The sequence below is a fragment of the Vitiosangium sp. GDMCC 1.1324 genome (genome assembly GCF_003044305.1).
Classification (GTDB): Bacteria; Myxococcota; Myxococcia; order Myxococcales; family Myxococcaceae; genus Archangium.
On the sequence record NZ_PZOX01000036.1, the window covers coordinates 53,190 to 78,359 of the forward strand.

A 25,170-nucleotide genomic window follows, 5' to 3' on the forward strand; every position below is an offset into this window, starting at 1 on the left:
CTGCCCGCCTGCCGCCAACGAACTCCACTCGGGTCCGCGCCGGGGTAGTCTGCGCTCCCCTTCACGCAAGACCCGACGAGGATTCGCGGTGAAACGACTGAGCCTCCGTTGCCTCGCGCTCGTGCTGACGAGCGCGTTGCCCCTCTCCGCCCGCGCGCAGGCGCCGGCCCCCACTCCCGCCACTCCGCAGCCCGCGAAGGACGCGGGCAAGCCCGAGGACAAGAAGCCCGAGGAGAAGTGGGACGTGAATGCCCCCGGCTTCCCCTCCACCCAGGTGGACCTCGACGTCACCGAGGGCACCTGGATGAGCCTGGACGTGAGCCCCAAGGGCGATGAGCTCGTCTTCGACCTGCTCGGTGACATCTACGCGTTGCCCATCACCGGGGGAGAGGCGAAGGCGCTCACCAGCGGCATCGCCTGGGACATGCAGCCGCGCTACAGCCCGGACGGCAAGTCCATCGCCTTCACGAGCGACCGGGGCGGCGGGGACAACCTCTGGGTGATGAAGCGCGACGGCTCCGAGCCCACCGCGGTGACGCAGGAGAAGTTCCGCCTGCTCAACAGCCCCGCGTGGTCGCCGGACGGGCAATTCCTCATCGCGCGCAAGCACTTCACCTCGCGGCGCTCGCTGGGCGCGGGTGAAATCTGGATGTACCACCGCTCGGGCGGTGACGGCGTGCAGCTCACCGAGCGGCCCAATGACCAGAAGGACGTGGGCGAGCCCGCGTTCTCTCCGGACGGCCGGTATGTCTATTACAGCCAGGACATCACGCCCGGGAAGTCGTTCGAGTACAACAAGGACCCGAACAGCGAAATCTATGTCATCCAGCGGCTGGACCTGGACACGCGGGAGACGGAGCGCTTCGTGACGGGTCCGGGCGGCTCCATCCGCCCGACGCCCTCTCCGGATGGCAAATCCCTGGCGTTCATCCGCCGGGTGCGCGGCAAGAGCACGCTGTACGTGGCGGATCTCGCGAGCGGCGCGGAGCGGCCCCTCTATGACGGGCTTGAGCGCGACATGCAGGAGACGTGGGCCATCCACGGCGTGTACCCGACGATGGCGTGGACGCCGGACAACAAGTCGCTCGTGTTCTGGGCGGGCGGCAAGCTTCAGCGCATCGACGTGGCGACGAAGAAGGTGGCGCAGATTCCCTTCCGTGTGCGGGGCACTCGCGCCATCGCCGAGGCGCTGCGCTTCCCGCAGTCGGTGGCGCCCGACTCCTTCCCGGTGAAGATGCTGCGCTGGGTCCAGGTGTCTCCCAAGGGCGACAAGGTGGTGTTCCAGGCGCTCGGACACCTGTACGTGCGCGACCTGCCGAACGGTACGCCCAAGCGCCTCACGAAGCAGACGGACCACTCGGAGCTGTACCCGTCGTTCTCCCGGGACGGCAAGAGCATCGTCTACACGACGTGGGACGACGAGAAGCTCGGCAGCATCCGCGTGGTGCCGGTGACGGGCGGTGAGGGCAAGGTGGTGACCTCGCGGCCGGGACACTACGTCGAGCCGGCGCTCTCTCCGGACGGCAAGGCCATCGTGTACCGCACCATCGGCGGTGGCTACCTGCGCAGCGGGCTCTACAGCCATGACCAGGGCATGTTCGTGATTCCGGCCTCGGGGGGCACGCCGCGCCGGCTGGCCAAGGACGGCGAGCAGCCGCACTTCGGCGCGGGCTCGGAGCGGGTCTTCTTCCTGACGGTGGACCAGCGCGAGAAGGACGACGAGCGCGCGCTCAAGAGCATCCGCCTGGACGGGAGCGAGCCGCGCACGTACGTGACGAGCGACGAGGCGACGGAGTACCGGGTGTCGCCGGACGAGAAGTGGGTGGCGTTCCGGGAGAACTTCAACGCGTTCCTCATGCCGCTGCCGCGCGGGGCGAAGGGCGCGGTGGCGAGCCCCGAGACGAAGGCGCTGCCGGTGTCGAAGGTGTCGCGCGACGCGGGCGAGTGGCTGCACTGGTCCGGGGACGGCAAGAAGCTGCACTGGGCGCTGGGCCCCGAGCTGTACACGCGCGAGCTGAAGGACAGCTTCCGCTTCCAGGAGGGAGCGCCGGAGAAGCTGCCGGACGCGCCGGAGAAGGGGCTGGACATCGGCTTCCAGGCGAAGACGGACGTGCCCGAGGGCACGGTGGCGCTGGTGGGTGGCCGCGTCATCACCATGAAGGGGGACGAGGTCATCGAGGACGGTGTGGTGGTGGTGAAGGGCAACCGGATCATCACGGTGGGCCCGAGGGCGAAGGTGCCGGTGCCGGCGGGGGCGAAGGTGGTGGACGTGAGCGGCAAGACGCTGATGCCGGGCATCGTGGACGTGCACTGGCACGGGGCCATGGGTGACGAGGGCATCCTCCCGGAGCAGAACTGGAAGCTGCTCTCGTCGCTGGCCTTTGGCGTGACGACGGTGCACGACCCGTCCAACGACACCGACACCATCTTCGCCACGAGCGAGCTGGTGAAGACGGGTGGCATGGTGGGGCCGCACGTCTTCTCCACGGGCACCATCCTGTACGGCGCCGCGGGGGCGTTCCGCGCGCCCATCGAGACGCTGGAGGATGCGCGCTCGCACCTGCGTCGGATGAAGGCCGTGGGGGCGTTCAGCGTGAAGAGCTACAACCAGCCTCGGCGAGACCAGCGGCAGAAGGTGCTCCAGGCGGCGCGTGAGCTGCAGATGATGGTGGTGCCCGAGGGCGGCTCGCTCTACCAGCACAACATGACGATGGTGGTGGACGGACACACGGGCGTGGAGCACGCGGTGCCGGTGGCCCACGCGTACGCGGACGTGCAGCAGCTCTGGTCTCGCAGCGGCACGGGCTACACCCCGACGCTCATCGTCGCGTACGGCGGCGTCTGGGGTGAGAACTACTGGTACCAGAAGACGAACGTGTGGGACGACAAGCGCCTGCTCGCGTTCGTGCCGAGGCGCGTGGTGGACGCGCGCAGCCGCCGGCCGGTGATGGCGCCCGACGACGAGTTCAACCACTTCCGGATCGCCGAGGTGGCGAAGGTGCTGAATGATCGGGGCGTGAGCGTGCAGCTCGGCGCGCACGGTCAGCGCGAGGGCCTGGGCGCGCACTGGGAAATCCAGATGTTCGGTCAGGGCGGGATGAAGCCGCTGCAGGCGCTGAAGGCGGCGACGCTGTCGGGAGCGCACTACCTGGGGCTGGATGGGGACATCGGCTCGCTCGAGGAGGGCAAGCTGGCGGACCTGCTCGTGCTGGACAAGAACCCGCTCGAGGACCTGCGCAACAGCACCTCCATCCGCTACACGATGGTGGGCGGGCGCATGTTCGACGCGATGACGCTCAACGAGGTGGGCGGGAGCTCGCGCAAGCGGGAGCCGCTCTTCTTCGAGCGCGAGGGCCAGGAGACATGGGGCCCGACGACGACGATCAGCACCCAGGAAGACTGAGCCACCGCCCTCTCGGTGAGCATGGCGGAGGAGAGGGGACACACGCTCGTCCCCTCTCCCCCGGGCTTCACCGCGCGGCGGGAACCGCTGTCATCCCCTCGACCGATGGCGAGTGCGAGATGCGGATGGCCGGGTCATCCACGCGCGTGCCGTCCTTCTTCAGGCGGGTGCCGAGGATGACCTGGAAGGGTGGCTCGTCGACGGTGGGTGCTCCGCCGTAGGCCATGAAGTACTTCCCATCCTCGAAGAGCACGTCCTGGTCGACCTCGCGGACGAAGTCGTCATCCGAGAGCAGGAAGCCATCCGGCGAGGCCACCGTGCCATTCGTCTTCACGAAGTTGCCTCGAATGGTGATGGAGCTGCCGCCCGGAGCCAGCCGGCTCCAGGTGGCGAGCACCCGCTGCCCGTCGTAGGCGAGCGCGGGAATGATGTCATCGGCCGGGCCGGTGGAGATGGGGAAGCCATCGGGGTCGGACACGCGGCCATTGCCTTTCACCAGCGTCCCGAAGATGTCCCGGGTGCCGTTGCGCGAGTCGCTCCACGCGACGAGGAAGCCCTGCTTCGTGCCGACCACGTCCATGGAGGTCTGGTCACCGGGCGAGTCCGATACGCGGAAGCCGTCCGGGTCGAGCACCTGCCCATCGGACTTCACGCGAGCGGCGAGGAGCTTGAAGCCGCCGAAGCGTGCGTCGCTCCAGACGACGAGGAAGCGGTTGTCGGCCCAGGCCGCGGAGATTCCGAACGAGGAGACGGCCTGCACGGGAGCGGAGATGGTGAACTCCAGGGTGCCCACGCCCGTGTCGTCCGTCCGCACGATGGCGCCGCGGATGCTCGCGGGGTCCGCGAAGTCGAGCCAGGCCACCAGGCACTTGCGCCCCGCACAGGCGATGGCGGGCGCCGGAGCCGGGCTGCCGAAGATGTCCGCGATGGCGAGCGGCGGGCTGTCCACCACCGTGCCATCTCGCTTCACGCGCACCAGGAACAGTGAGAGCTGTCCCTGCCACACGACGAGGAATTGCTTACCATCGAAGGCGACGGCGGGGTCCCCCGCCTCGACACCGGGGCCGGGATTGAGGTTGATGGAATCCGGGTCGAGCAGCTTGCCATTCTTCGACACGCGCGCGGCGAAGAGCTGGTTGGGCCGCCCCGTGTCGCGCCAGACGACGAGGAACTGATTCCCATCCGAGGCCACCACGGACCCGGAGGCGAACGTCGGCTCGGACCAGGTGGGCGAGGGGCTCGGTCTGCCGCCATTCTCATGCATGGCGGAGACAGAGTCTTCCCGCGCCTCTTCCTCTGGCACCTCCGGCGCCACACCGCACGCGGCGAGCGCGAGCGCTCCCAACAACAACCACTTCCAGCCCCCTTGTGGGGCCTGTGTCTTGGAATTCATCAGGCAACCCCCTCTGTGAACGACGGGGGCAAACTCCGTCGCTCGGGGCGGGGGAACAACGTCCCCCAGGTGAGGCGCGAGCGCCGCATGGAGGACGGAGCCTGCGCCTCTCGGAGGACGTCTTGCTCGCCTGCCCGGTGGGGGCTCCAGCGGCGGGGAGGGGCGTTACCCCGGCAGACGATGGCGCCCGGTGCTCGCATGTACAAGCTCGCGAGGCCCGCATGCCGCGGGTGTGCAAGGAGGGGGGCATGAGGCGCGGCTGGGGATTCTGGGTGGCTGTGTGTCTGGGGTTCGGGTGTGGCGCGGTGGTGGAGTCACCGGAGTCCACACCTCCCCTGGGATTTCACGAGCAGGAACTGCAGCGGGGCGCTCCGCGTCATGCGCGAGTGGTGGAGGGCTCGGTCTTCGGGCGCGCCGTGGCCGTGGATCGCAAGGGCAACGCCTTCGCCTCGCTCACCTACGAGCGCGCGGGTGTGAATCTCGGCGGCGCCATACTGCCCGGAGGGGCGGGGCTCGCACTGGTGAAGTACGCGCCGGATGGGCAGCACCTCTGGTCCCGAGGCTTCCCCACCTACAGCGGCGTGCGGCCCTCGGTGACCGCGATGGCGGTGGATGACGCGGGCAGCCTCTACATCGCCGGCGAGCACCACGAGCCCTCGCTGAGCCTCGGTGGCGAGCCGTTGCCCCCGGGGCCCTTCCTCGCCCGGTACGCTCCGGACGGCACGCACCTGTGGTCCCACTCCGCGTCGCTGCCAGGCGTGACGCTGCTCCCCTCGAGCGCCCTCGCCGTGGACGAGGACCGGGGGCACCTGGTGGTGGCGGTGAACTTCCTCGACCCGGGGCGCTCCATCGGCGCCGCGCTCGTCGGCCGGGTGAGTGTGAAGGACGGCGGAGTGCTCTCGCTCAATCCGGTGGTTCGCTCGGGCAGCCTGTCGGTGACGTCGCTGGCGCTGGATTCGTCTGGCAACATCTCCGTGGTGGGCTTCGTCGAGGGAGAGGTGGACCTCGGCGGCGGTCCCATCTCCACGGCGAGCCCCCGCGGCCCCTTCATCGCCCGCTTCTCCCCGGAGATGCGCCACCAGTGGTCGCGAGGGCTGTGGGGCGCGGAGGGCCTGGCCACGGGCGTGGCGGTGGACTCGGGACGCATCCTCGTGGTGGGCGAGTTCTCGGGGGGCTTCAGCTTCCAGGGACAGCTGCTGCGGGCGAATGGGAAGGACGCCTTCGTCGCCGCCTACAACTCTAAGGGCGGAGAGCTCTGGGCGCAGCACTTCGCGGAGAGCGCCACGGCGGTGGCGGTGGATGGAGACAACTGCGTGGTGGTGACGGGCCAGTACCGTCCGGGTGAGAGCGCGGGGGGCTCGACGCTTCCCTTCCGCGCGGGAGGCTCCCCCGACAACCACCTCTATGTGGTGAAGCTCTACGAGGGCTCCGGCAACTCCGAGTGGTCACGCGGCCTCTACTCCGACGGCGTGCTGCGCGGGGAAACGCTGGCGGTGACGCGCTCGGGCGATGTGGTGCTCCTCCCTCGTGTCGGGGGGATGATCGACGTCGGCTCCGGGCCGGTGACGGTGCCCCCGGAATCGGCCCTCTTCCTGAGGCTCGTCCGGTAGCGACTCTTACCTGGGGTGGGGGGGAACTCACACCTCCAGGCCTGATCCCAGGGAGGCAGGAAACTCGCGCTCTCAGGTTCCGATAATCTCGGACGTACTGAATTTCCGGATCATTTCCGAGACCTTTCGAGCCCGGGAGCACGAAGCACATGACCACGATCGGCGGCAACGGAAACGCGGCGGCGGCAGCGGCGGCAGCTCGGGCGAGAGCGGCGGCGGAAGCCGCGAGGCGAGCTGCGGCGGAGGCTGCGAGGAAGGCCGCCGCGGAGGCCGCGAGGAAGGCGGCGGAGGCAGCTCGGAAGAAGGCGGCGGAGGCGGCGAAGAAGGCGGCGGCGCAGGCCGCGAAGGCCGCCGAGGCGAAGAAGGCGGCGCAGGCCGCGAAGGCCGAGGCAAAGAAGGCCGCCGAGGAAGCCAAGAAGGCGGATCCGAAGAAGAACCCGGCCGAGGCGAAGAAGGCGACCGAGGCCGCGCAGAAGGCCGCCAAGGAGGCGGTGGCGCAGCACAAGGCGGCCGAGGCCGCCGAGAAGGCCGCGCAGCACGCCAAGGCCGACGCCGCGAAGGCCGCCGAGGCAGCCAAGAAGGCTACGGTCGAGGCCAACGACGCCGCGAAGGCCGAGGGCAAGCCCGAGCCCTTCCCGCTGCGCAACGAGCTGCAGAAGTCCGGCTTCGACGAGAACCAGCCCGGTGCCACCGAGAAGTTGGGCGGCACGTCCGGCCCCTCGAAGACCGAGGTGCAGGGCCAGCTCGACGCCAACCGCGACTTCGAGCGGCTCTCGCAGAAGCCCGAGACGCGCCAGGCGCTGGACAAGCTGGGCATCAAGGACGGCAACGGGCTGAAGGACTTCGGTAAGCAGCTGGCGCAATCCGCGGACGGTGACGCCGCGGGCAAGGCCGCCGACAAGAAGCTCGAGGACGCGCGCAAGGGCACGGACACCCAGGCGCTCTCCGAGGTCCTCCAGTCCTCGGCGAAGGCGGCGGGTGACGCGGGCAAGGACGTGGCGGACCCGAAGTTCGCCGACGCGGTCGCGGGCGGGAAGAGCCCGCGCGAGGCGGCCGTGGCTCAGAAGGCCGAGGCGCTGCCCGCCGAGACGAAGAAGAACCTGGAGAAGATCGGCGTCAAGCCGGAGGAGTTCGCCGGCGCCAGCAAGAAGGCGCAGGAGCACCTGACGGCCGCCAGCGAGGCCGCCGCGGGTGGCAAGGCGGACAAGGCGCTCACGGAGCTGCGCGGCGCCGCCGCCGAGGGCTCGCGCGACCTGGCCGAGAAGGGCCTCGAGTCGCTCACCGAGCAGCAGACGGGCCTGGCCAAGGACCTGTTGAAGAACCCGGAGGTGGCCAAGAAGGTCCTCGACGACAAGGCCACCGGAGACGCGCTCGGTAAGATTCTGGGCGGCGACGCCAAAGCGAAGATGGAGGGCCTCAAGGACCTGACCCGCGACGACGCACTGCGCGACACGGCGCTGAAGGCGGCGGGGAGGGACCCGGCCATCGAGGGCGCGCTGAAGCAGGTGGGCCTCGAGGGCAAGGACCTGGAGAAGCTCGGCAAGGGCGCCGAGGGCGTGCTCACGGCGGTGGGCCACCTCCAGGCGAACGAGCCCGGCAAGGCGCTGTCCGCGCTGAGCGACGCCCTCAAGGGCAACGCGGACATCGCCAAGGGCGAGGTGGGCAAGAAGCTGCTCGACAAGGTCGCGAGCCAGCTGGACGGCCTGCCCAAGGAGCTGCTCTCGGACCCGAAGGCGCGCGAGAAGGTGCTCGAGGGCGGCGCGGCGGCGCTCGACGCGGTGGGCAAGCTCGCCGACGGCAAGACGCAGCTCGAGGGCCTCTCCGCGCTGGCGAAGAACGAGAAGCTGCGCGACATCGTGGCCAACGTGGCCGGCAAGGCCAAGTCCGTGCAGGACGCGCTGGGCAAGGTGGGCCTGGAGCCCAAGGACCTGCTCAACCTCAAGGACATGCTGCCCTCCGTCCTGGACGCCGCGCAGAAGGTGGGCAACAAGGACTTCGGCGGCGCGCTCGACAGCATGCGCGACGCGCTGAAGAAGGGCGGTCCGCTGAGCGAGAAGCTGCTCGAGGGACTCGCGAAGCAGCTCCCCGAGGGCATGGGCGTAGGCAAGTCCATCCTGAAGGATCCGGCGGTCATCAAGGAGCTCATCAACAACGATGAGGCCTTCGACTCGGCGAAGAAGCTCTTCCAGGACGGCAAGCAACTGGAGGGCGTGAGCGGCCTGCTGAAGAACGAGGGCCTGCGCAACGCGGTGCTCGACGCGGCGGCCAAGGACGAGAAGGTCAAGGGCACGCTGGACAAGATGGGGCTGACGGCCGAGGACCTGAAGCAGGCGGGCGCCGCGGCGCCGCATCTGTTCGAGGCCGGGCGGGCCATGCTCGAGAACCCGGGCAACCCGGACTGGAAGAAGGCGCTCTCCGAGCTGGGCCAGGCGGCGGGCGCGGCGCCGGAGCTCATCTCCAAGCTGGGCCAGAAGATCGCCGAGAAGCTGCCCGAGCCGGTGAAGAAGAACCTCTCGAACCTGGGCATCACGCCGGAGCACCTCAAGGAGGCGGGCGCGGCGCTGCCTCACCTGGTGAACGCGGCCGAGTCCTTCGCCAACGGCAAGCCCGAGGAGGCGCTCAAGGAGATTGGCCAGGCGCTCAAGGGCTCACCGGAGATCGTCTCGACGATGATCAACAAGGTCGGCGAGAAGCTCAAGCCGGGCCTGTTGAAGGACATCCTCACCGACAAGGAGTTGGTGAAGACGCTCGTCACGGACGACAAGCTGCACGACTCCATCGGCAAGCTGCTGAGCGGCACGCCCGAGGGCATCAAGGAAGGCCTGCGCGGCATCTCGGCGGATGCACCGGCGATGAAGGCCGTGGCGGACTCGCTGTGGAAGAACGACGGGCTGCGCGAGAAGCTCCAGAAGGTGGGCTTCGAGTCGGCGGAGGACCTGGCGGACGCGGGCTCGGCGCTGGACGACGTGATGTCGCTCAAGGACGCGCTCACGGCGAATCCTCCGGACATCCGCAAGGCCATCGAGTCGGGCGTGGGCGTCATCAACGACCTGCCCGACGGGCTGAAGAACAAGATTGGCGACAAGCTCACCAAGACGCTGAAGCTGCCCGAGGGCCTGTCGGACATGGTCCTGCAGGGGGCGGATGCGTTCAAGGACCCGGAGGTGCGCAAGCACTTCGGCGAGGCGGTGGATGCCTTCTCCAAGCATGACGTGGGAGGCTTCATCAAGGCGTTGGGCGCCACGGGCGAGACGCTGGCGGCCAACCACCCGGACCTGGCCACGGGCTTCCTGGACATGATGGGCAAGCTGCCCGGCAGCGTGGGCCGCTTCTTCGGGGACCACCAGCTCAACGAGGGCCTGGTGAAGTCCGGAGCCATCGGGGAGATCTTCCAGGCCACTCAGAAGCTGGCCTCGGGCGACATCACCGGCGCGCTGGGAGACATGATGCAGGGCGCGGGCAAGGTGATGGGCTACGGCGAGCACTTCAAGCTCGAGGTGCCCTTCTGGCCGCACAAGCCGAGCGTGACGCTGCCCTTCGGACAGGAGGGCATGGAGCTGATGGGCCGGATGGCCAAGCAGTTCGTGTCGGCGCTGCCGGAGGGGGTGCGCACGAAGATCGAGACGAAGATCGCCGAGGCGGTGGCCAAGGCGGGCGGCTCGGCCATCCCGGGCGGCGGCATCATCAGCGCCATCGGCGACGGCAAGGACCTCATCGACGAGCTCGGCAAGGACAACAAGGACTGGGTGGCCGTGGGCCTCAAGGGCGCGGAAGTGGCGCTCGATGTGGCGGGCACCTTCCCGGGCCTGGGTGCCATCACCGGCCCGCTGCGCGGCGTGGTGGGAACCATCGACGTCCTGAACGACGCCAAGAACATGATTCAAGACGTGAACAGCTTCGGAAACGAGTTCGCCTTCGGATGAGCCGCGCGTGAGTCTTCCGTGAGGCCGGGTGCCCGCGTCACCTTCCCCCCGGTGACGCGGGTACTTTTTTCCACGGCGGCGCGGTGGCGACCGAGGACGGCCCGAGTGTCCACAGCGGGACGCGAGGGCTCGCGCCACGAGGCCTCACGGCCCGGGACAGGCATAGGCTCCTCCCGCATCCACAGGGGAGAGCCCATGTCATCCGTTACCGCCTCTCAGGGAAGCCTCACCGTCACCGCGCATCCGGGGGACCGCGCGGTCCTTCTCGCCTTCGATGTCGACGCCGACCACGTGAAGGGGCTCGCCGGGTTTTCCGTGCGGGTGACGCCCCAGAACGGCCAGCCGTACTGGGTGAAGAACCGTCTCGGCTTCACGAGCGCGCTCACGAGCGAGAAGGGGCTCAACGATGACGGCAACAAGTACATCGACACCGACCAGGCCCCCCTCCAGATGTTCCGCTGGGTCCACTTTCCGCCCACCGGCGCCGGCACCTACCGCTTCGACGTCACCGCGCGCTACTTCGACGACCCGAGCACCCCGACGCTGAAGGATGGACCGAGCGTCTCGCTCCAGGTCGAGCTTCGCGACGAGGAGGAGGCCTCGGTCTCCGTGGGCATGACGCGCGGCTACGTCTCGTCGCAGGCGTTCATCCACCAGTACGGAGGCAACACGGAGCTCTGGCCGAAGAACAATCCCACGCCCCCGCTCTTCGACACGGCCCCGTATGCCCAGAAGTATGCCTTCCTCGGCGCGCACGCGCGGGAGCTGCTCTTCGGCTTCCTCGACGAGGCCCGCCAGGAGCAGGCGGACATCGACATGTTCGCCTATGACTTCAACGAGCCAGATGTCGTCCGCGCGCTCGAGCAGCTCGCCAGGAGCGGGCGCACCGTGCGGGTGTACCAGGACGACGCGTCCCTCCATACCGGACCCCACGCGGCCGAGCCCCAGGTGCTCGAGCTCCTGAAGGCCGCGGGTGCCCAGACGAAGACCGGCCACTTCAAGCGCTTCTCGCACGACAAGGTCCTCATCCTGAAGAAGGGCGGAAAGGCGGTGAAGGTCCTCGCCGGCTCGGCGAATTTCTCGCTGCGCGGCCTGTACGTGCAGGCCAACAGCATCCTCGTGTTCGATGACCCCACGGTCGCCGATCTCTACGAACAGGCGTTCGAGCAGGCGTGGACGGACCCGACGGGCTTTCCCAAATCAGACATCGCCTCGAAGTGGTTCGACCAGACGCTGGATGGCTCCCCGTTCTCGTTCAGCTTCGCGCCGCATGAGGATCCGCCGTTCTCCCTGCGGAAGGTCTCCGACGCCATCCAGGGAGCCTCGAGCTCGGTGCTCTTCGCCGTCATGGAGATGAGCGGCAGTGGCGAGGTGATGACCACGCTGAAGGACATTGCTGACGACGAGAAGGTGCTCTCCCTGGGCACCATCGAGAGCTCGGGCCAGCTCAAGCTCTTCCGGCGCGGAGACGACTCCAGCGTCGTCAGCTTCGACTACCTCCGCCAGCACGCCCCTCCCCCCTTCGACACCGAGGTCGATGCCGGACCGGGCCAGCACATCCATCACAAGTTCGTGGTCTGTGATTTCAACGGCCCCGACCCGGTCGTCTTCTGCGGCTCGTCGAACCTCTCGGCCGGCGGCGAGAGCAGCAATGGCGACAACCTCCTCGCCATCCGCGACCGAACGATCGCCACCGTGTACGCCGTCGAGGCCATCCGTCTCTTCGACCACTACAACTTCCGCAGCAACCAGACGAAGGCGACGGCGTCCAATCCGATGACGCTCGCCCGCGATGAGTCCTGGACCGCCGGCTACTACGACCCGAAGCACATCAAGTGCTCCGAGCGCCAGACGCTCATCCAGGTCCAGGTGGGCCCCTCCGAGCAGGAGCGCCGCGAAACACCGTCGACCGGGGAGGAGGCCGCACCGGTGGCGAAGAAGGTCCCCTCGCGCGTGACGCCCTCCACCCCGCCCGCGACGAAGACGCCCATCGCGCCGCCAGTCCGGAAGGCAACCACGAAGAAGGCAGCCACGAAGAAGGCCGCCGCCAGGACGACCGCCAGCAGGCGATCGGCCCGGACGGGCACGGCGAAGAAGGCCACTGCGAAGAAGGCTCCTAGCGCGAGGCCAGCCAGGAAGGCCGCCACGAAGAGTGCCGCAGCGAGGAAGGCCGCCAGCAGGCCATCGGCCCGGAAGAGACCGGCGAAGAAGGCCACCGCGAAGAAGGCTCCCAGCACGAGGTCAGTCCGGAAGGCCACCGCGAAGAAGGCCCCGAGCAGGTCGCCGGTCCGGAAATCCCTCACCCGGAAGAAGACGGAACCGGCCTCGGCGCGACGCGCGACCAAGAAAGTGGCGGCGAAACGCACCACGGCCCGCCGGACAAAACGCTGACGCGCGTGCGGCCGACGGGCCGCTGGAACTCAGGGGCTCGGCACCGGACCGGGCGCCTTCCAGCTCCGGGCGTCACTCACGCGATGCTTCCCGGGATGCCCGGCGGCCGACGAGCCCGGGTCCGGCACCTCGTGGATGCCCGGCGGCTGGATGCGGTGGGGTCGCCACGGGTGGAGACGAGGAAACACACGAACGGAACGAGGGTGGGGAGATGGCGCATGGGCGGGGGCCTCCTGGAGTGGGAGTGCGTCCGCCACCGCCAACGGGGTGCCTGTTCGCCTGGTAGGTATCTACCCTGCGGTCCGAGGCAGGTGTTCAGGGCTGGAATTCGCAGGTGTGCTCTCCCCGTCGGCTTCGCTTCCAATTCAAACAGGCCAACACAAAGCCTGCCCTTCTGGACGAGATGCGCAACCGGACGGTGATGACAAGCATCGGGCTTCACCACCTGGCAAGCAGCCGTGCTCGATTCCCAAAAGGGAGGCGAAGTCGTGTTTATCGCGCGCCGCATCTTCCCGCCTGTCCTCGTGCTGGTGTGCTTAGGGCTCACGCAGGGGGCATGCCAGTCCGCGACGGTTGGGGACGGTGTGCTGTTCAGCTGTGCGCCAGATGGAAGCTGTGCCGAGGGTCGTGTCTGTGCCAGTGACGGTCTCTGCTGGCCCAGGGACACCGACACCACCGCGCCCCGTCTCTCCCTCGAGGTACTGCCAGGAGAGGATGTTGCGCCCGCGGGGATACCTGGGCTCGTCGTCCAGGACCCGCGGGCCCCGGCGGCGCGGAAGCGGGATGAAAGAGTCCTCATCCGGCTCTCCTCCGCGAGCAACGATATTGCCGCCGAGAGTGTGCAACTGATCGTCAGTGGCGTTGCCACCGACGGAGGCTGGCGCCCGGACTCTCCGCTTCCCGTGACCCCTGACGCCGACTGCGATGCCGGTTATTGCGGCCTCGTCGAGGTGGACCTCTCCCGTCCGGAACTGGCGGCCTTCCGCGGGCGGTTTCGCCTTGAAGCTGTCGGGAAGGACCGGTTCGGCAATACCGGCTCTGGGAGTGGCGAGCTCGAGGTCACCCGCTGGAAGTGGGAGCTCGACACCGGGCGCACCATCATCACGCCTCCCGCCATCGGCTCGCGGGGAATCGTCTATGTCGCCAACCGCGCCTCGCTGGATGGTGGCGTGGTCGCCATCCGCCCCGGCGGAACCATCTGGTGGTCGGCCGCAACCGAGCCTCCCTCCGGGCAGCTCGCGGTCGCTGAGGAATCCGATGCCCGGGTGGAGATGCTCTACACCACGGTGGGCTCGTCCGTTCAGAAGATGGCGCTCCTCTACGCCAATGGGGGCAAGGCGCTCAGTGGCTGCCCCATTCCGGACGGTGGCACTGCGAACTACCAGGCCGGCGGGCTCGTCCTGGGCTCCGGGTCTTCTCTGGATGGGGGCCAGTCGGAAATCATCCTCGCGGGTTTCCACGACAGCACGGCCAATGGTTTCCAGCTCATGGGGTTGCGTTGGAACAGCCCTTCCTCCGGGGAGTGCTTCTGGAACGCGGAAGCCACCGCGTCCTTCGCGGGCATGGTCGCCGACGGCGCTCACTTCTATTTCGCCACCCACCGGGGCTCGCACTTCACCATGGCCGCCGGCGTTTCCAGCAACACGGTCATCGACCGGTTCGAGTGCTTTGGAGCCTCGCGGCTCGCCATTACGGGCTCGACGCTGGTCGGAGTGAACCAGACTCAGGGAATCGTCTATTCCTCCAACTCGCCCAAGAGCGTGTGCACGGCGTTCGCGGACACGAATCCCGAGGGCTTCCAGACGCTCGCATCGGCCCCGGTGCTCGATGCCCAGGGCCGCATCCTCTACGGCAGCATCACCGGCGATGGAGGGACGTCTCTGGGATGGCGCTCGCCCGATGGCGCGGAGCAACTGGAACGGACGCGCACGCGAGGCGCGGTGCGGGGAGCGCCCGTGCTCGGCCAGGGCGGCCTCGTCTACACGGCCACCGCCACCGGCGCGCTCCAGGTGTGGAACAGCCACCTCGACTCCGAATGGGTGCTGCCCGAGCTGGAGTTGGCACCGGTCACCCTGCCAACCACGCTCGACTGCTCGCGTGATGGTCGTGGGGATGCCCAGCCCGGCAGGCCCGGCATCTGGTACGTGCCGCATGGCTCCCGGCTCCGCGCCATCCTGGTGGACAGCCGGGGCCTCGACACCGATGCGAAGTGGCCCAAGCACCAGCACGATCCACGAAATACCGGCAACGCCGCTGTCGACCTGAAGCAGTTCGCGTGTCCTTGAAGTGACCGGGGGTCGGTACAGATGGCTCGTGATCGGAAGCTGGAGCCGAGGATGCACCCAGAACACACGCCTCGTGCCACGGCCTGTCCACGCTGCAAACAGGCCCTCGCCGAGGGGGCCGCCTGCCCTTGCACGGTGATTCCGGTGGTCCCCAGGCCCTGGGACTCGCTCGTGGGCGCACGAATTGGCGACTACGTCATCGAGGAGCGCATCGGGGTGGGGGGGATGGGCATCGTCTATCGCGCGGTGCAACCGCTCATCGGCAAGGAGGTGGCCATGAAGCTCCTCCAGCCTCAGCTCGCCGAGAATCCGGAGGAACTGCAGCGGTTGCTCACCGAGGCTCGTGCCGTGAACGCCATCCAGCACCGGGGCATCATCGACATCTTCGGTTTCGGGGTGCTACCGGATGGCCGGCAGTACGTGGTGATGGAGTACCTGCGGGGAGTCCCACTGGATGCTTGGCTCAAGAAGCGTGGGCGGCTGGAGGTGAAGGAGGTCCTCCCCATCCTCGACGAGATCTGCTCGGCCCTGGGTGCCGCTCATGGGGCGGGCGTCATCCATCGGGACCTCAAGCCCAGCAACGTCTTCCTCGTCGAGCAGGCGGACGGCACGCGGTATGTGAAGCTGCTCGACTTCGGCATCGCCAAGCTGGTTCAGCCGTACGCCGACACGCCAGCGACGATTGCGGGGCAGATGCTCGGGACGCCCGGCTACATGTCTCCGGAGCAGGCCCGGGGGCAGCCCGTGGGTCCATCCACGGACCTCTACGCCCTCGGGGTGCTGGCCTACAAACTGCTCACGGGTCGCACGCCCTTTTCCGGGGCGGAGCCCTACCAGGTGGTCCTGCGCCAGTGCGAGGAGGATCCGCCACCCCCCTCCTTCCTGTGCGCCGATATTCCTCCGGAGCTCGACACGCTCATCCTCCGGCTGATGTCCCGGAAGCCCGAGCAGCGTCCCGGTTCGGCCGAGGAGGTGCGGCAGATGCTCGCCTGGACTCGCGACACGACGCAGGAGCCGACCACCCTGCGCAGTCTCACGGCTCCCGCCACGGCGCGCTTGCTGGCCGCGGCCTCCAGGGTTCGGGGTGTCTCCGTGAGGTACCTTCCCGTGGCTGGAGCTCTGTGCCTTCTCCTCGTGGGGGTGCTGCTGGGCGGGGTGCTGCGGGAGGTGGTGCATCCGCGGCCAGGCGTACCTCCGGCAATCGTGGAGGCTCCGGCGGCAAGCAAGACGGAGCCCGTCCAGAAGGCAACCCCTCCGAGCCAGGAGCCGCTCGTGGCCACGAGGGAGGACGCCGTGGCGGCAGCGGAACTCCCCGCGCAGCCGAGCCTCCCGGCCTCGGCCGGAGCACGCGTCGCGCCCAGCGAGGAGGCGGTGCCGACGCCCTCTCCCCCCAAGGCGAAGACTGTCTCGGAACCCGTCGTTCGCCAGGAGAGCGCGCCCAGGCGCGTCGCCTCCGCGTCTCCCTCGCCCGAGCGTGAGCATCGGAAGAGCCCGGAACAGCAATTGCTGGAGCGTATCGACCGGCTCGGGACCACGCTGCGGCAGTCGGGCGCGAAGGGGCAACAGGCTTCTGTCGCCAGCCTCTTCCTCGAGAAGGCCCGGAAGGATGCCCAGGCGGCCCGGACTGCCCAGCAATGGAGAGAGCTCAACCTCTTCCTCGACGAGTGGGAGCGGAAGTTCCTGCGCAAGTAGCCCGAAACGCGGAGGTGATGAATGCACGCGCTCATATTGGCCTTGATGCTGACCCAGGCCGCCACACCACCCGCTGAGGGGGTTCGGGCTGTCGTCTTCATGGTGAGGGGCACCGGCTTGTCGGATGCGCGCGGCACGGAGCTGACCTCCCGGATTTCAGAGGTGCTCCAATCAGGAGGTGTGCCGCTCCTGTCCAACACGAAGCGCCTGCCTGCCTCATGCCGCGCCAACCGTGCGTGCCTGCTCCGGCAGGGATACAAACTCGGAGCGAGCCACGTCATCCTGGTGGATGCCGGGGTCCTCATGGAGGACCTGGCGGTGATGCTCGACGCCGTGGCTACGCCCACCGGCGACTCCCTGAAGCAGCACAGCTTCATGCTGCCCTTGAAGGATTCGTCGACACTGGCCTCCGAGGTGGCCGTGTTCACGGACGCACTGCGCTCGACCCTCTCGCTCCAGCCACCTCGGGAGGTCACTGTCTCCCTCGTGGGAGATCCCTCCCAGGCCAGGCTGCTGCCTCAATGGGACAGCCGGGTCATGGTGGTGCGGGATCCGCTCGCCGTACGCCGGAAGAACACCCTTCTCTATGTGACGGGGGGAGGTGCGCTCCTGGGAGCAGGCGCAGCGACGGTTCTCGGGCTCTCGGCACTCCAGAACAGACGGCTGCTCGACGATGCACGCTTCAACGAGCCCTCGCTAGGGCGTCCGGCCTCACGCCTGACCCTCCAGGACGCACAACGGACAGCGGATCGTGCCAACGCTCAACTCACGGGGGCCCTGCTCTCGACCGTGCTGTCCGTCTCCCTGTCCGCCGCGGCCACCTATCTCTGGCTGTCGGACTGACCCGGCGGTGAGGAATAACAGCCCGCCCCGCCCTGCCCCGTCTGGATGGGGCAGGGCGAGCTGTTACGAAGTAGAGAGTGGCGGCGTCAGTCGGAGCTGGCCGGGAGTCAGCCCACTTCACAGCTCCAGCGTATACTCAACGCCCGGCAGCGAGCGCTGAGCGAGCGCCCACTGGCGGATTGCAGCCACCAGCGAAGCGGATTTCTCTCGTCGCACCGCGAGCCATTGAGCGAGCGCCGCAGCTTGTTGCTCACCCGCAGCGCGGCGGGTCGGGCAGGTTGGCCTCCATGGCATGCAGCTGGCGGCCATAGCACGGCCCCCGGTGTCTCTACTGCGACAACACTGGAGAGGTCAGGTCTTGTTTACCGGCGTGGTTTTTTCCCGGTGCCGGGCGCCAGACGTCAGCGCTGTTTGGATTTGATGAAGGCCACGGCGCTGGCGACCTTCTGGGCGTCGGTGCCGGTGACCTCGAGCATCCGCTCGGCGGGAACGCCCTGGAAGAAGACGCGCACCTTCTTCTTGGCCTCTTCCACGAAGTAGTCGTAGTTCTGGTCGCTCATGCCCATCTTGTGGGCCTTGGCGCGCTCGTTCTGCATCTGGTCCCACGAGTAGATGAGCGCGTCGGGCTTCACCCCGTAGAGGGTCCAGGTGGAGCTGTGCAGGGCGATGCGCGGCTTGCCCTGGGTGAGCTTGTCGAGGGCCGCCTGGTAGAACGGAGCCATGCGCGCATCGGCGCCGGTGACGTTCAGGTAGGGGAGCGTCTCGCGGGCCTTGGGGTCCTGGGAGATGGCGCGAGCGATGTCATCCTGGAGCACGAGGTGGAGGTTGGCCTGAGTGGCGGCCTGCTTCATCCACGGGGTCGGCTCGTTGATGGGAGAGGCGTCGAACAGGACGATGAAGCGGTCCATGGCCAGAGGGCTCCAGGGGGTAAAGGGGAGGGCGAGCATACATGGAGTGCCCGGCCCCTCGCGATGGCACCCGGCGCGTCAGAAGGGGACGTGCTTCTCGATGAAGTCGGACAGCTCCTGGGCCATCTGGGCGTGGGACTCGGCGGTGGGGTGCCAGTCCTCGCCGTACGGGTCGCCCACGATGGGCGTGTAGGCGAAGTAGTAGACGTTGGGGTCTTCCAGGAACGCCACCATCTCGGAGACCCAGGTCTGCATCTTGGTCCAGTGCTTGCGGCCCTCCGGATAGTTGTCATTCATCATCGGGCCCACGGAGGCGATGATCTTCGCATGGGGGTACATCGCGCGCAGATCCCAGATGAACCTCGCGTAGGCCAGCTTGAACTCGTCGGCGGGCGGGGCGCTCGGGATGCCAGTGTCGTCGAGCACGTTGAAGTCGTTGTTGCCCAGGTTGATGACGATGAGGTCCGGGGCGAACAGCGAGGTGTCGAAGAGCGGGGCCTCCTGGTCGGGGTAGATGCGCTTGTAGAGGTAGGGGAACGCCCGGCCCTCCGTGCTGCCATCGAGGTTGCGGTAGATGCCCGTGCCGGAGATGCAGGTGGTCACCACCTCGGCGTTGAACCTGCGGCCGATGAGGGTGCCGTACGCCTGGGAGATGTCCTCGTTCTTGGAGTGGTAGCCGGTGTTGGGCTCGGTATAGGTGGGGGCGTAGATGCGCACCTCGTCGCCGTAGCCGCAGGTGATGGAGTCGCCGATGAACTCCATCTTCTTCTCGGGCCAGGGGGGCGGATCCAGGAGGACGCCCTGCAGGCTGAGGCCGAGGAACTGGATGCTGCCGGCATAGGGCTCGGTGCGCTTGACGATTTCCACGGTGTGCTCGCCCTTCTTCAGGTTGCGAGCACCCCGGATGATGTTCGAGCCCGGCTTGAGCTGGACCTTGGCCTCTGTCTTGCCGTCGACAATGACGTTGACCCAATTGGTGTGCTCGTCGCCGCCGGTGCCGTTGTCGGCGAAGGCCACGTCCACGCCGGTGCAGTTGCATCGGAAACGGACGGTGACGCCCGAGTGGGCATACGTTGGACCATCGGGCGTGGACCAGTCCATGCGGCCCACGTGCTGCAGCTTCTTGTCGTCGGCGGCGTAGTCGAACCAGGGGTCGAACGGCTCGCAGCCCGCCATGACGAGGACAGGCAACAGCCAGGGGATGCGAGAGAGGTTCATCTGAGTCTTCTCCAGGAGGCGAGTATCGCGCAGGAGGAGGGGAGCGTCACCCGCCTTGGGCCGCGTCGCGGGTCCGGGTGTCGGGAGGGCCGAGCTCTTCGATTTCATACCCGTTCGGGTAGGTCGGGTGTGGCCGGTGCGTGACGAGCTTGGGGTGCTCGCGCGAGGGGAAGAAGCGGAGCGCGTGACTCCGGGCGCGCAGCAGGCCTTGCACGGTGCGTCGCAGCGAGGAGGGCGGCGCGGGGAAGCCGAAGGCCTCGCGCAGGGGTTCATCCATGATGGCGTGGACGACGGGCTGGCCGAACCGGAGCAGCGGCCGGGGCAGGAACCAGCTCAGGAACAGGTCGCGCGTGGCCTCGCCGACGCGGCGGTTGCTCTCCGAGTAGCGAAACCAGGTGCGCTCGTACTCCACGTTGAAGCGCTCGAAGTCCTCGTAGGTGGAGGGGATGTCGCGGATGTTCATCATCCGCCCCACGTTGCGCCAGAGGTGCCAGGTGGCCAGACGCTCGTGCTCGCTGTAGGGGCGCCAGCCGAAGCGGTCGATCCACCGGCGCGGCTCGAAGACGAAGGTGGAGAGGACATAGAGATAGTCCTCGTTGGAGATGGGGAAGCGGTGGTGGAGCTGATTCATCCGCCGGATGGCCCGGCGGCCGCGCTCGCTGTGGTAGCCGTGCTCGACGAACTCGGCGATGAGTAGATCCGTATCGTCGTAGCGCTTCTGGGGACGCTTCGTGAACTCGCCGGTGGACTCGAGCAGTTTGCTGATGCTCGGGACGGCGAAGGTGCGGAAGAGGGCGAACTCCAGGGCCTTGCGGATGTCCCAGGGGAAGTCGTGGTACCAGCTCAGGAAGAGGATGCGCTGATCATCCTTCTCCGGGTCGAGCTTTTGGATTTGTTCGAGGATGGTGTGTCGCGGGGGCATGGGCAGATCCTGACACCAGTCTGGTCGCGAGTGGGTGCAGGAATTGCGTTGGGTGCGCGGGAGCGCAGCCTTTGCGCGCTCCAGGTGGCCGCTTCCGAGGGAGCACGGGTGGGAACGGCCGTTGCACAGAGGGGGCGGCATCTGTCCTGGAGAGAACCATGACCAAAGTCCAGCGCATCCTCGTACCGGTCGACTTCTCGGAGACCTCGAAGCGCGCCCTGGAGTGGGCGTTCTTCTTCGCCAACCGCTTCGACGCGAAGTTGGACGTGCTGCACGTGTGGCGTCCATCCGAGTACGCGGGTGACGAGATGGTGGTGCTCACGCGCAGCGAGCCCGAGCTCACGCTGTCCACCTACCTACACAACCACGCGGACCAGCAGCTCTCGGCCTTCCTCGAGAACGTGCCGCACTCGAAACAACTGCTGGAGTCGGGGGAGCCGGCGCAGGTCATCGTGAAGGTGGCCGGAGAGGGCGGGTACGACCTCATCGTGATGGGCACGCACGGGCGTACGGGCCTGTCGCACTTGAGGATGGGCAGCGTGGCCGAGAAGGTGGTGCGGCTGGCGCCCTGCCCGGTGTTCACGTACCGCATGCCGTCGGCGAAATAACCCGCCTGGCTGGAACTCGAGGAGACAACCGGGCCACACCCGGAGTCAACCCACGGTAGCGCTTGCGAGGAACCGTTCACGGGACGAGAGTTCAGCACCCCCTCTCTTCCCGGAGTCTCGACGTGCCCTCCGCGCTTCCCCTGTCCGCCGCACTGCTGTCCCTGCTCACCGCCGCGCCGAAGGCCCCGGCCGCGGCAACCGCGACGAAGGACTCGGGCCCCTCGCAGCAGGTGGCGGGGCAGCTCATCGGCTCGGCGCTCACCGAGGGCCATGCCTACGCGCGCCTCGCCGAGCTCACCGATGGCATCGGCCAGCGCCTGTCCGGCTCGGAGGGCGCGGAGGCGGCGGTGCAGTGGGCGAAGAAGAGCTTCGAGGCGGATGGCGTGAAGGTGTGGCTGGAGCCGGTGAAGGTGCCGCGCTGGGTGCGTGGCGAGGAGAGCGCCCGGGTGCTGGCCTCGGAGCGCATCCGCTCGCATCCGCTGTCCATCATGGCCCTGGGAGGCAGCGTGGGGACGCCCGCCGAGGGCATCACCGCCGAGGTCATCGAGGCGCGCTCGCTCGACGAGGTGGCGGCGCTGGGTGACAAGGTGAAGGGGAAGGTTGTCTTCTTCAACCACGCCATGGCGGAGGCGGCGGATTACGGCAAGTATGCCGGGCTGCGCACGCGAGGCGCATCGGTGGCGGCGAAGTCGGGGGCGGTGGGGATGCTGGTGCGCTCGCTGGCCACGGCGTCGCTGCGCTCGCCGCACACGGGGGCCATGCGCTACGACGAGGGCGTGGCGCAGGTGCCGGCGGCGGCGGTGTCGGTGGAGGACGCGGAGCTGCTGCACCGCCTGCTGGCGAGCGGGCCGGTGAAGGTGGAGCTGAAGCTGGGCTGCCAGACGCTGCCGGACGCGGACTCCTTCAACGTGGTGGCCGAGGTGAAGGGCCGCGAGAAGCCGCAGGAGGTGGTGCTGCTCGGGGCGCACCTGGACTCGTGGGACGTGGGCACGGGCGCGCACGATGACGGGGCGGGCGTGACGATGGTGATGGAGACGGCGCGGCTGCTCGGGAAGCTGAAGCCAGCGCCGAGGCGCACGGTGCGCGTGGTGCTCTTCATGAACGAGGAGAACGGGCTGCGCGGAGGCAAGGCGTACGCGGAGGCGCACGCGGCGGAGCTGACCAACCACGTGGCGGCCATCGAGATGGACTCGGGTGGAGGCAGGCCGCTGGGCGTGGCGTTCCGCGCGGGAGCGGGGGCCGACGAACTGGTGCGCCCGTGGCTGCGTCCGCTCGAGGCGCTGGGGGCGGGCAAGGTGCTCGAGGGCGAGGCGGGGGGCGCGGACATCTCGCCGTTGATGCCGGCGCGGGTGCCCTTCGTGGGAGTGAGGGTGGACAGCAGCCGGTACTTCGACGTGCACCACTCGCAGGCGGACACGCTGGACAAGGTGGACCCGAAGGATCTGGCGCAGAGCACGGCGGCGCTGGCGTGGGTGAGCTACGTGCTGGCCGAGGTGCCCGGGGTGCTGCCGCGTCCCGAGGCGCCGCCGGAGGCTCCGAAGGCGCCCGCCGCGCCGGTGGCCTCGCCCAAGCCCGCGGCCCCGTGAGCGAGGGCGGAAGCTGACGGAATTCGCCCAGACCTTCGCCCATGACTCCCGCCCACGTCCTCACCGCCCTGCTGCTTGCTGCGTCCACCAGCCTGGCCGCGGCCCCGTCCTTCCGCGAGCAGGTGGACACCTACGCGCGCAGCCTCTCGCTCACCGTGGACTGGGTCAGCGATGCCCAGCTCGACGAGGATCCGAAGTTGGAGCACCTCGCCCGGTTGTGCACGCCCCCCGGGCGTGAAGGCACGGATGTGGTCTACATGCTGGAGCAGGAGCCGGGGGTCCTCTGGGCCGTCCACCAGGACGTCGAGTCCTCGGAGAAATGTCCCTCGACGAGCCCTCGGTCCTCACGTCCGACCTCGCTGACGTTCGACCTGGATGAAGGCCGGGCCTGGTCGAGCGAAAGCCTCGCCTTCCGGGAGGGAAAGCCCGTCACCATCCTCCGTTCCGAGGGCAGCGCGAGCTCCTTCTACGGAGATGCTGAGGGGCCCAGTGTCTCCAAAACGGAGGAGGATTGGGACCGGCTGATCTCCCACAATGTCTGGCGCGGCACCCATTCGAAGGGGAAGGAGGTCGAGTCGGTATCCCAGTCCGCCCTTGTTCCCGTGCTTGCCTCCCGGAAATCCGCCGACAAGCTTCCCCCCACGTTCAACCAGGTGGTCCACGGGGCCAGTCATTGGACGGGGGAGAAGGACGCCGCGGTCCGCGTCGCCGCGCTGGCCCAGGGCACGGACCAGGTGCGCCTGCGCATCCAGGTCGTGGACGACGTGAACGTTTCCGCGACCTCCGAGATGAGCAACCGGAACCTGCTCGGGACGGACCATCTGGAAATCTGGTGGGCGTTGACTGACCCGAGTGGGGACGTGACGAAAGCCAGGACGCGGCAGCTCGCCGTGGCACGCACCGCGAAGGGCGTACCCCTCGCGCGTTGGCTCCTCCCCGAGGGCTTCGGCGAGCCGCTGCCCCGCGTGTCACTCGAGGGCGACACCTTCATCGTGGACCTGCCTCTGTCCAGCCTCGGCGTGAAGCAGCCCGAGCAGTATTGGGAGACGCCCTTTACGGTGGTCTTCTCGGACTCGGATGCACCCGATGCCGGACAACAGACGCTGGTCGCCACCAGTCCCCTGCGATGGAACGAGGCCAGTACGCTCGGACGCCTCATCTCCTTCGAGGGCCACTCTCGCTATCCCCAGGGACAGGGGGACCGATGGATGGGCAGCGTCAGCATTCCCACCCCGACGCGCCTCGAGCTCACGGACGCGGGTGTCCCCGTTCCTCCTTCGCGCGAGCGTCCGGCGCCCTGAAGGAGGAGGGGGGCGAAGCCATCGAGTCGCCGGGGACGCGGGGGTTCAGAAGGGCGGACCCTTCACCTGCACGTCGACACCGCCCGCGTTGACGAAGACGGCGAAGCGCCGCATGAGCTCCTCCCGCTGGACCCCATTCAGCTCGCGCATCGCGCGATGCATCGCCTGCGCGTCCTCCTCCCGCCACCGCTGGGAGCGGCTGGCCTCGTCGAGAAGGCGGTGACCCTCCTGGAGTGCCGTCAGACTCTCCGTCGAGGGCTCCGGGACGGGAGTCTGTGCCCCCTTCGCCTCCGCGCGCTGTGAGCCCAGTTCCTCGTGGAGGATGCGGGCCAGCTCCGCCTGGAGCCATGCGGTGTCGAGCCCGGGTGCTCCGCCCGGTGCGGCCACGGCACAGCGCGTCTGCTGAGAGGCCGGGCCGAGGCGGGCTTCCAAGGCCTCGAGCTGCGCTCCCTGCCGTTCGAGCAGGCGCAGCAGCTCGTCATGAGAGGAATCAGGGGCTGTGGCTCTCCCCGCGAGGAAGCTCAGGGCGCAGCCCAGCCCTCCTGTCACCAGGAGCAGCAGCTTGATATGCGATTGCATGGGCCAGATCTCGTACGTACGGGGAGGGGGCGCGGCCGCTGGGACCGCGCCCCCTCGCGTATGGGATTACAGCTGCTTCGGCGCGTACTCCGAGCTGTGGCCCACGCCCAGGTACGTGCACTCGCCGTTCGTGTCCCACTCGAAGTAGATGAACGAATCGCCGGAGATGCTCCGCGCCGAATCCACCAGACCCGCCACCGTCGACGTGCAGTACACGTAGGTGCCGGACGTGTTCTTCGCGGAACAGCTCATGCGCCGGGTGCCATCCTTGTACGCGTGCGCGTCGCACGAGATGAGCTGGACCGCGTCGGTGCTGTTCCGGGCGGCCCCGAGCGTGCCGTACGCCTTCTTCTGCGTCAGGTCGATGAAGACCGGATAGCCATACTTGCTACCCGCCCACGCCGCGGACCCCGCGAGAATGGCCGCCACGGCACAGCCCAGCACCGCATGCATCTTCTTCATGTGTTGTCTCCCTGTTGGATTATCGGATTTGGAGAAAACTGCTTCC

General features: G+C 68.2%; 16 protein-coding genes. 10 read left to right on the plus strand and 6 right to left on the minus strand.

Annotated elements, in window-relative coordinates; translation table 11 throughout:
• Positions 1-88: 88 nt before the first annotated feature.
• Positions 89-3,403 carry an amidohydrolase family protein gene (locus tag DAT35_RS54560; RefSeq protein WP_108077416.1) on the plus strand — a complete coding sequence of 1,105 codons (3,315 nt, stop codon included), beginning with the start codon at positions 89-91 and terminating at the stop codon, positions 3,401-3,403.
• A gap of 67 nt (positions 3,404-3,470) precedes the next feature.
• Here DAT35_RS54560 and DAT35_RS54565 read toward each other — a convergent pair whose 3' ends face one another.
• Positions 3,471-4,796, minus strand: a complete 1,326-nt coding sequence (locus tag DAT35_RS54565) for a hypothetical protein (protein WP_233262267.1) — start codon at positions 4,794-4,796, stop codon at positions 3,471-3,473.
• A 248-nt stretch (positions 4,797-5,044) separates the two neighbouring features.
• On the opposite strand from DAT35_RS54565, the gene DAT35_RS54570 reads away from it, so the two are divergent.
• From DAT35_RS54570 to DAT35_RS54595, 6 genes are all read left to right on the plus strand, one after another.
• Complete coding sequence (locus DAT35_RS54570) at positions 5,045-6,406, plus strand: hypothetical protein (protein WP_108077417.1); 1,362 nt, start codon at positions 5,045-5,047, stop codon at positions 6,404-6,406.
• A 149-nt stretch (positions 6,407-6,555) separates the two neighbouring features.
• A complete protein-coding gene (locus DAT35_RS59620) occupies positions 6,556-10,329 on the plus strand; it encodes a hypothetical protein (protein ID WP_158502330.1) in 3,774 nt (1,257 codons plus the stop codon).
• A 195-nt stretch (positions 10,330-10,524) separates the two neighbouring features.
• A complete protein-coding gene (locus tag DAT35_RS54580) occupies positions 10,525-12,720 on the plus strand; it encodes a phospholipase D-like domain-containing protein (RefSeq protein ID WP_199243292.1) in 2,196 nt (731 codons plus the stop codon).
• Positions 12,721-13,622: 902 nt separating this feature from the next.
• Positions 13,623-15,005 (plus strand): hypothetical protein, encoded by a 1,383-nt coding sequence (locus DAT35_RS54585; protein WP_108077418.1) that lies wholly within the window; start codon positions 13,623-13,625, stop codon positions 15,003-15,005.
• Positions 15,006-15,056: 51 nt separating this feature from the next.
• A complete protein-coding gene (locus DAT35_RS54590; protein WP_158502332.1) occupies positions 15,057-16,697 on the plus strand; it encodes a serine/threonine-protein kinase in 1,641 nt (546 codons plus the stop codon).
• A 21-nt stretch (positions 16,698-16,718) separates the two neighbouring features.
• Positions 16,719-17,540 carry a hypothetical protein gene (locus DAT35_RS54595; RefSeq protein WP_108077420.1) on the plus strand — a complete coding sequence of 274 codons (822 nt, stop codon included), beginning with the start codon at positions 16,719-16,721 and terminating at the stop codon, positions 17,538-17,540.
• A 401-nt stretch (positions 17,541-17,941) separates the two neighbouring features.
• Here DAT35_RS54595 and DAT35_RS54600 read toward each other — a convergent pair whose 3' ends face one another.
• From DAT35_RS54600 to DAT35_RS54610, 3 genes are all read right to left on the minus strand, one after another.
• A complete protein-coding gene (locus tag DAT35_RS54600; protein WP_108077421.1) occupies positions 17,942-18,448 on the minus strand; it encodes a hypothetical protein in 507 nt (168 codons plus the stop codon).
• A gap of 78 nt (positions 18,449-18,526) precedes the next feature.
• Entirely contained in the window at positions 18,527-19,666 is a 1,140-nt protein-coding gene (locus tag DAT35_RS54605) for an SGNH/GDSL hydrolase family protein (RefSeq protein WP_108077422.1), read from the minus strand.
• Positions 19,667-19,712: 46 nt separating this feature from the next.
• Entirely contained in the window at positions 19,713-20,588 is an 876-nt protein-coding gene (locus DAT35_RS54610; RefSeq protein ID WP_108077423.1) for an oxygenase MpaB family protein, read from the minus strand.
• 158 nt (positions 20,589-20,746) lie between these two features.
• On the opposite strand from DAT35_RS54610, the gene DAT35_RS54615 reads away from it, so the two are divergent.
• From DAT35_RS54615 to DAT35_RS54625, 3 genes are all read left to right on the plus strand, one after another.
• A complete protein-coding gene (locus DAT35_RS54615; RefSeq protein ID WP_108077424.1) occupies positions 20,747-21,196 on the plus strand; it encodes a universal stress protein in 450 nt (149 codons plus the stop codon).
• A 122-nt stretch (positions 21,197-21,318) separates the two neighbouring features.
• Entirely contained in the window at positions 21,319-22,782 is a 1,464-nt protein-coding gene (locus DAT35_RS54620; protein ID WP_108077425.1) for a M20/M25/M40 family metallo-hydrolase, read from the plus strand.
• 41 nt (positions 22,783-22,823) lie between these two features.
• Positions 22,824-24,083 carry a hypothetical protein gene (locus DAT35_RS54625; protein WP_108077426.1) on the plus strand — a complete coding sequence of 420 codons (1,260 nt, stop codon included), beginning with the start codon at positions 22,824-22,826 and terminating at the stop codon, positions 24,081-24,083.
• Between the two features lie 45 nt (positions 24,084-24,128).
• Here the strand turns inward: DAT35_RS54625 and DAT35_RS54630 are convergent, their stop codons facing one another.
• Both DAT35_RS54630 and DAT35_RS54635 read right to left on the minus strand, forming a co-directional pair.
• Positions 24,129-24,662 (minus strand): hypothetical protein, encoded by a 534-nt coding sequence (locus DAT35_RS54630; RefSeq protein ID WP_108077427.1) that lies wholly within the window; start codon positions 24,660-24,662, stop codon positions 24,129-24,131.
• 66 nt (positions 24,663-24,728) lie between these two features.
• Positions 24,729-25,124: a hypothetical protein gene (locus DAT35_RS54635; protein WP_108077428.1), complete on the minus strand. Its 396-nt coding sequence runs from the start codon at positions 25,122-25,124 to the stop codon at positions 24,729-24,731.
• Between the last annotated feature and the right edge of the window lie 46 nt (positions 25,125-25,170).

Excerpts from the sequence above, each read along its gene's own strand:
- DAT35_RS59620 (WP_158502330.1), top strand. The coding sequence starts at position 6,556 with ATGACCACGATCGGCGGCAACGGAAACGCGGCGGCGGCAGCGGCGGCA.
- DAT35_RS54630 (WP_108077427.1), bottom strand. The coding sequence starts at position 24,662 with ATGCAATCGCATATCAAGCTGCTGCTCCTGGTGACAGGAGGGCTGGGC.
- DAT35_RS54565 (WP_233262267.1), bottom strand. The coding sequence starts at position 4,796 with ATGAATTCCAAGACACAGGCCCCACAAGGGGGCTGGAAGTGGTTGTTG.
- DAT35_RS54580 (WP_199243292.1), top strand. The coding sequence starts at position 10,525 with ATGTCATCCGTTACCGCCTCTCAGGGAAGCCTCACCGTCACCGCGCAT.
- DAT35_RS54590 (WP_158502332.1), top strand. The coding sequence starts at position 15,057 with ATGCACCCAGAACACACGCCTCGTGCCACGGCCTGTCCACGCTGCAAA.
- DAT35_RS54570 (WP_108077417.1), top strand. The coding sequence starts at position 5,045 with ATGAGGCGCGGCTGGGGATTCTGGGTGGCTGTGTGTCTGGGGTTCGGG.
- DAT35_RS54600 (WP_108077421.1), bottom strand. The coding sequence starts at position 18,448 with ATGGACCGCTTCATCGTCCTGTTCGACGCCTCTCCCATCAACGAGCCG.
- DAT35_RS54605 (WP_108077422.1), bottom strand. The coding sequence starts at position 19,666 with ATGAACCTCTCTCGCATCCCCTGGCTGTTGCCTGTCCTCGTCATGGCG.
- DAT35_RS54595 (WP_108077420.1), top strand. The coding sequence starts at position 16,719 with ATGCACGCGCTCATATTGGCCTTGATGCTGACCCAGGCCGCCACACCA.
- DAT35_RS54635 (WP_108077428.1), bottom strand. The coding sequence starts at position 25,124 with ATGAAGAAGATGCATGCGGTGCTGGGCTGTGCCGTGGCGGCCATTCTC.
- DAT35_RS54610 (WP_108077423.1), bottom strand. The coding sequence starts at position 20,588 with ATGCCCCCGCGACACACCATCCTCGAACAAATCCAAAAGCTCGACCCG.
- DAT35_RS54615 (WP_108077424.1), top strand. The coding sequence starts at position 20,747 with ATGACCAAAGTCCAGCGCATCCTCGTACCGGTCGACTTCTCGGAGACC.
- DAT35_RS54625 (WP_108077426.1), top strand. The coding sequence starts at position 22,824 with ATGACTCCCGCCCACGTCCTCACCGCCCTGCTGCTTGCTGCGTCCACC.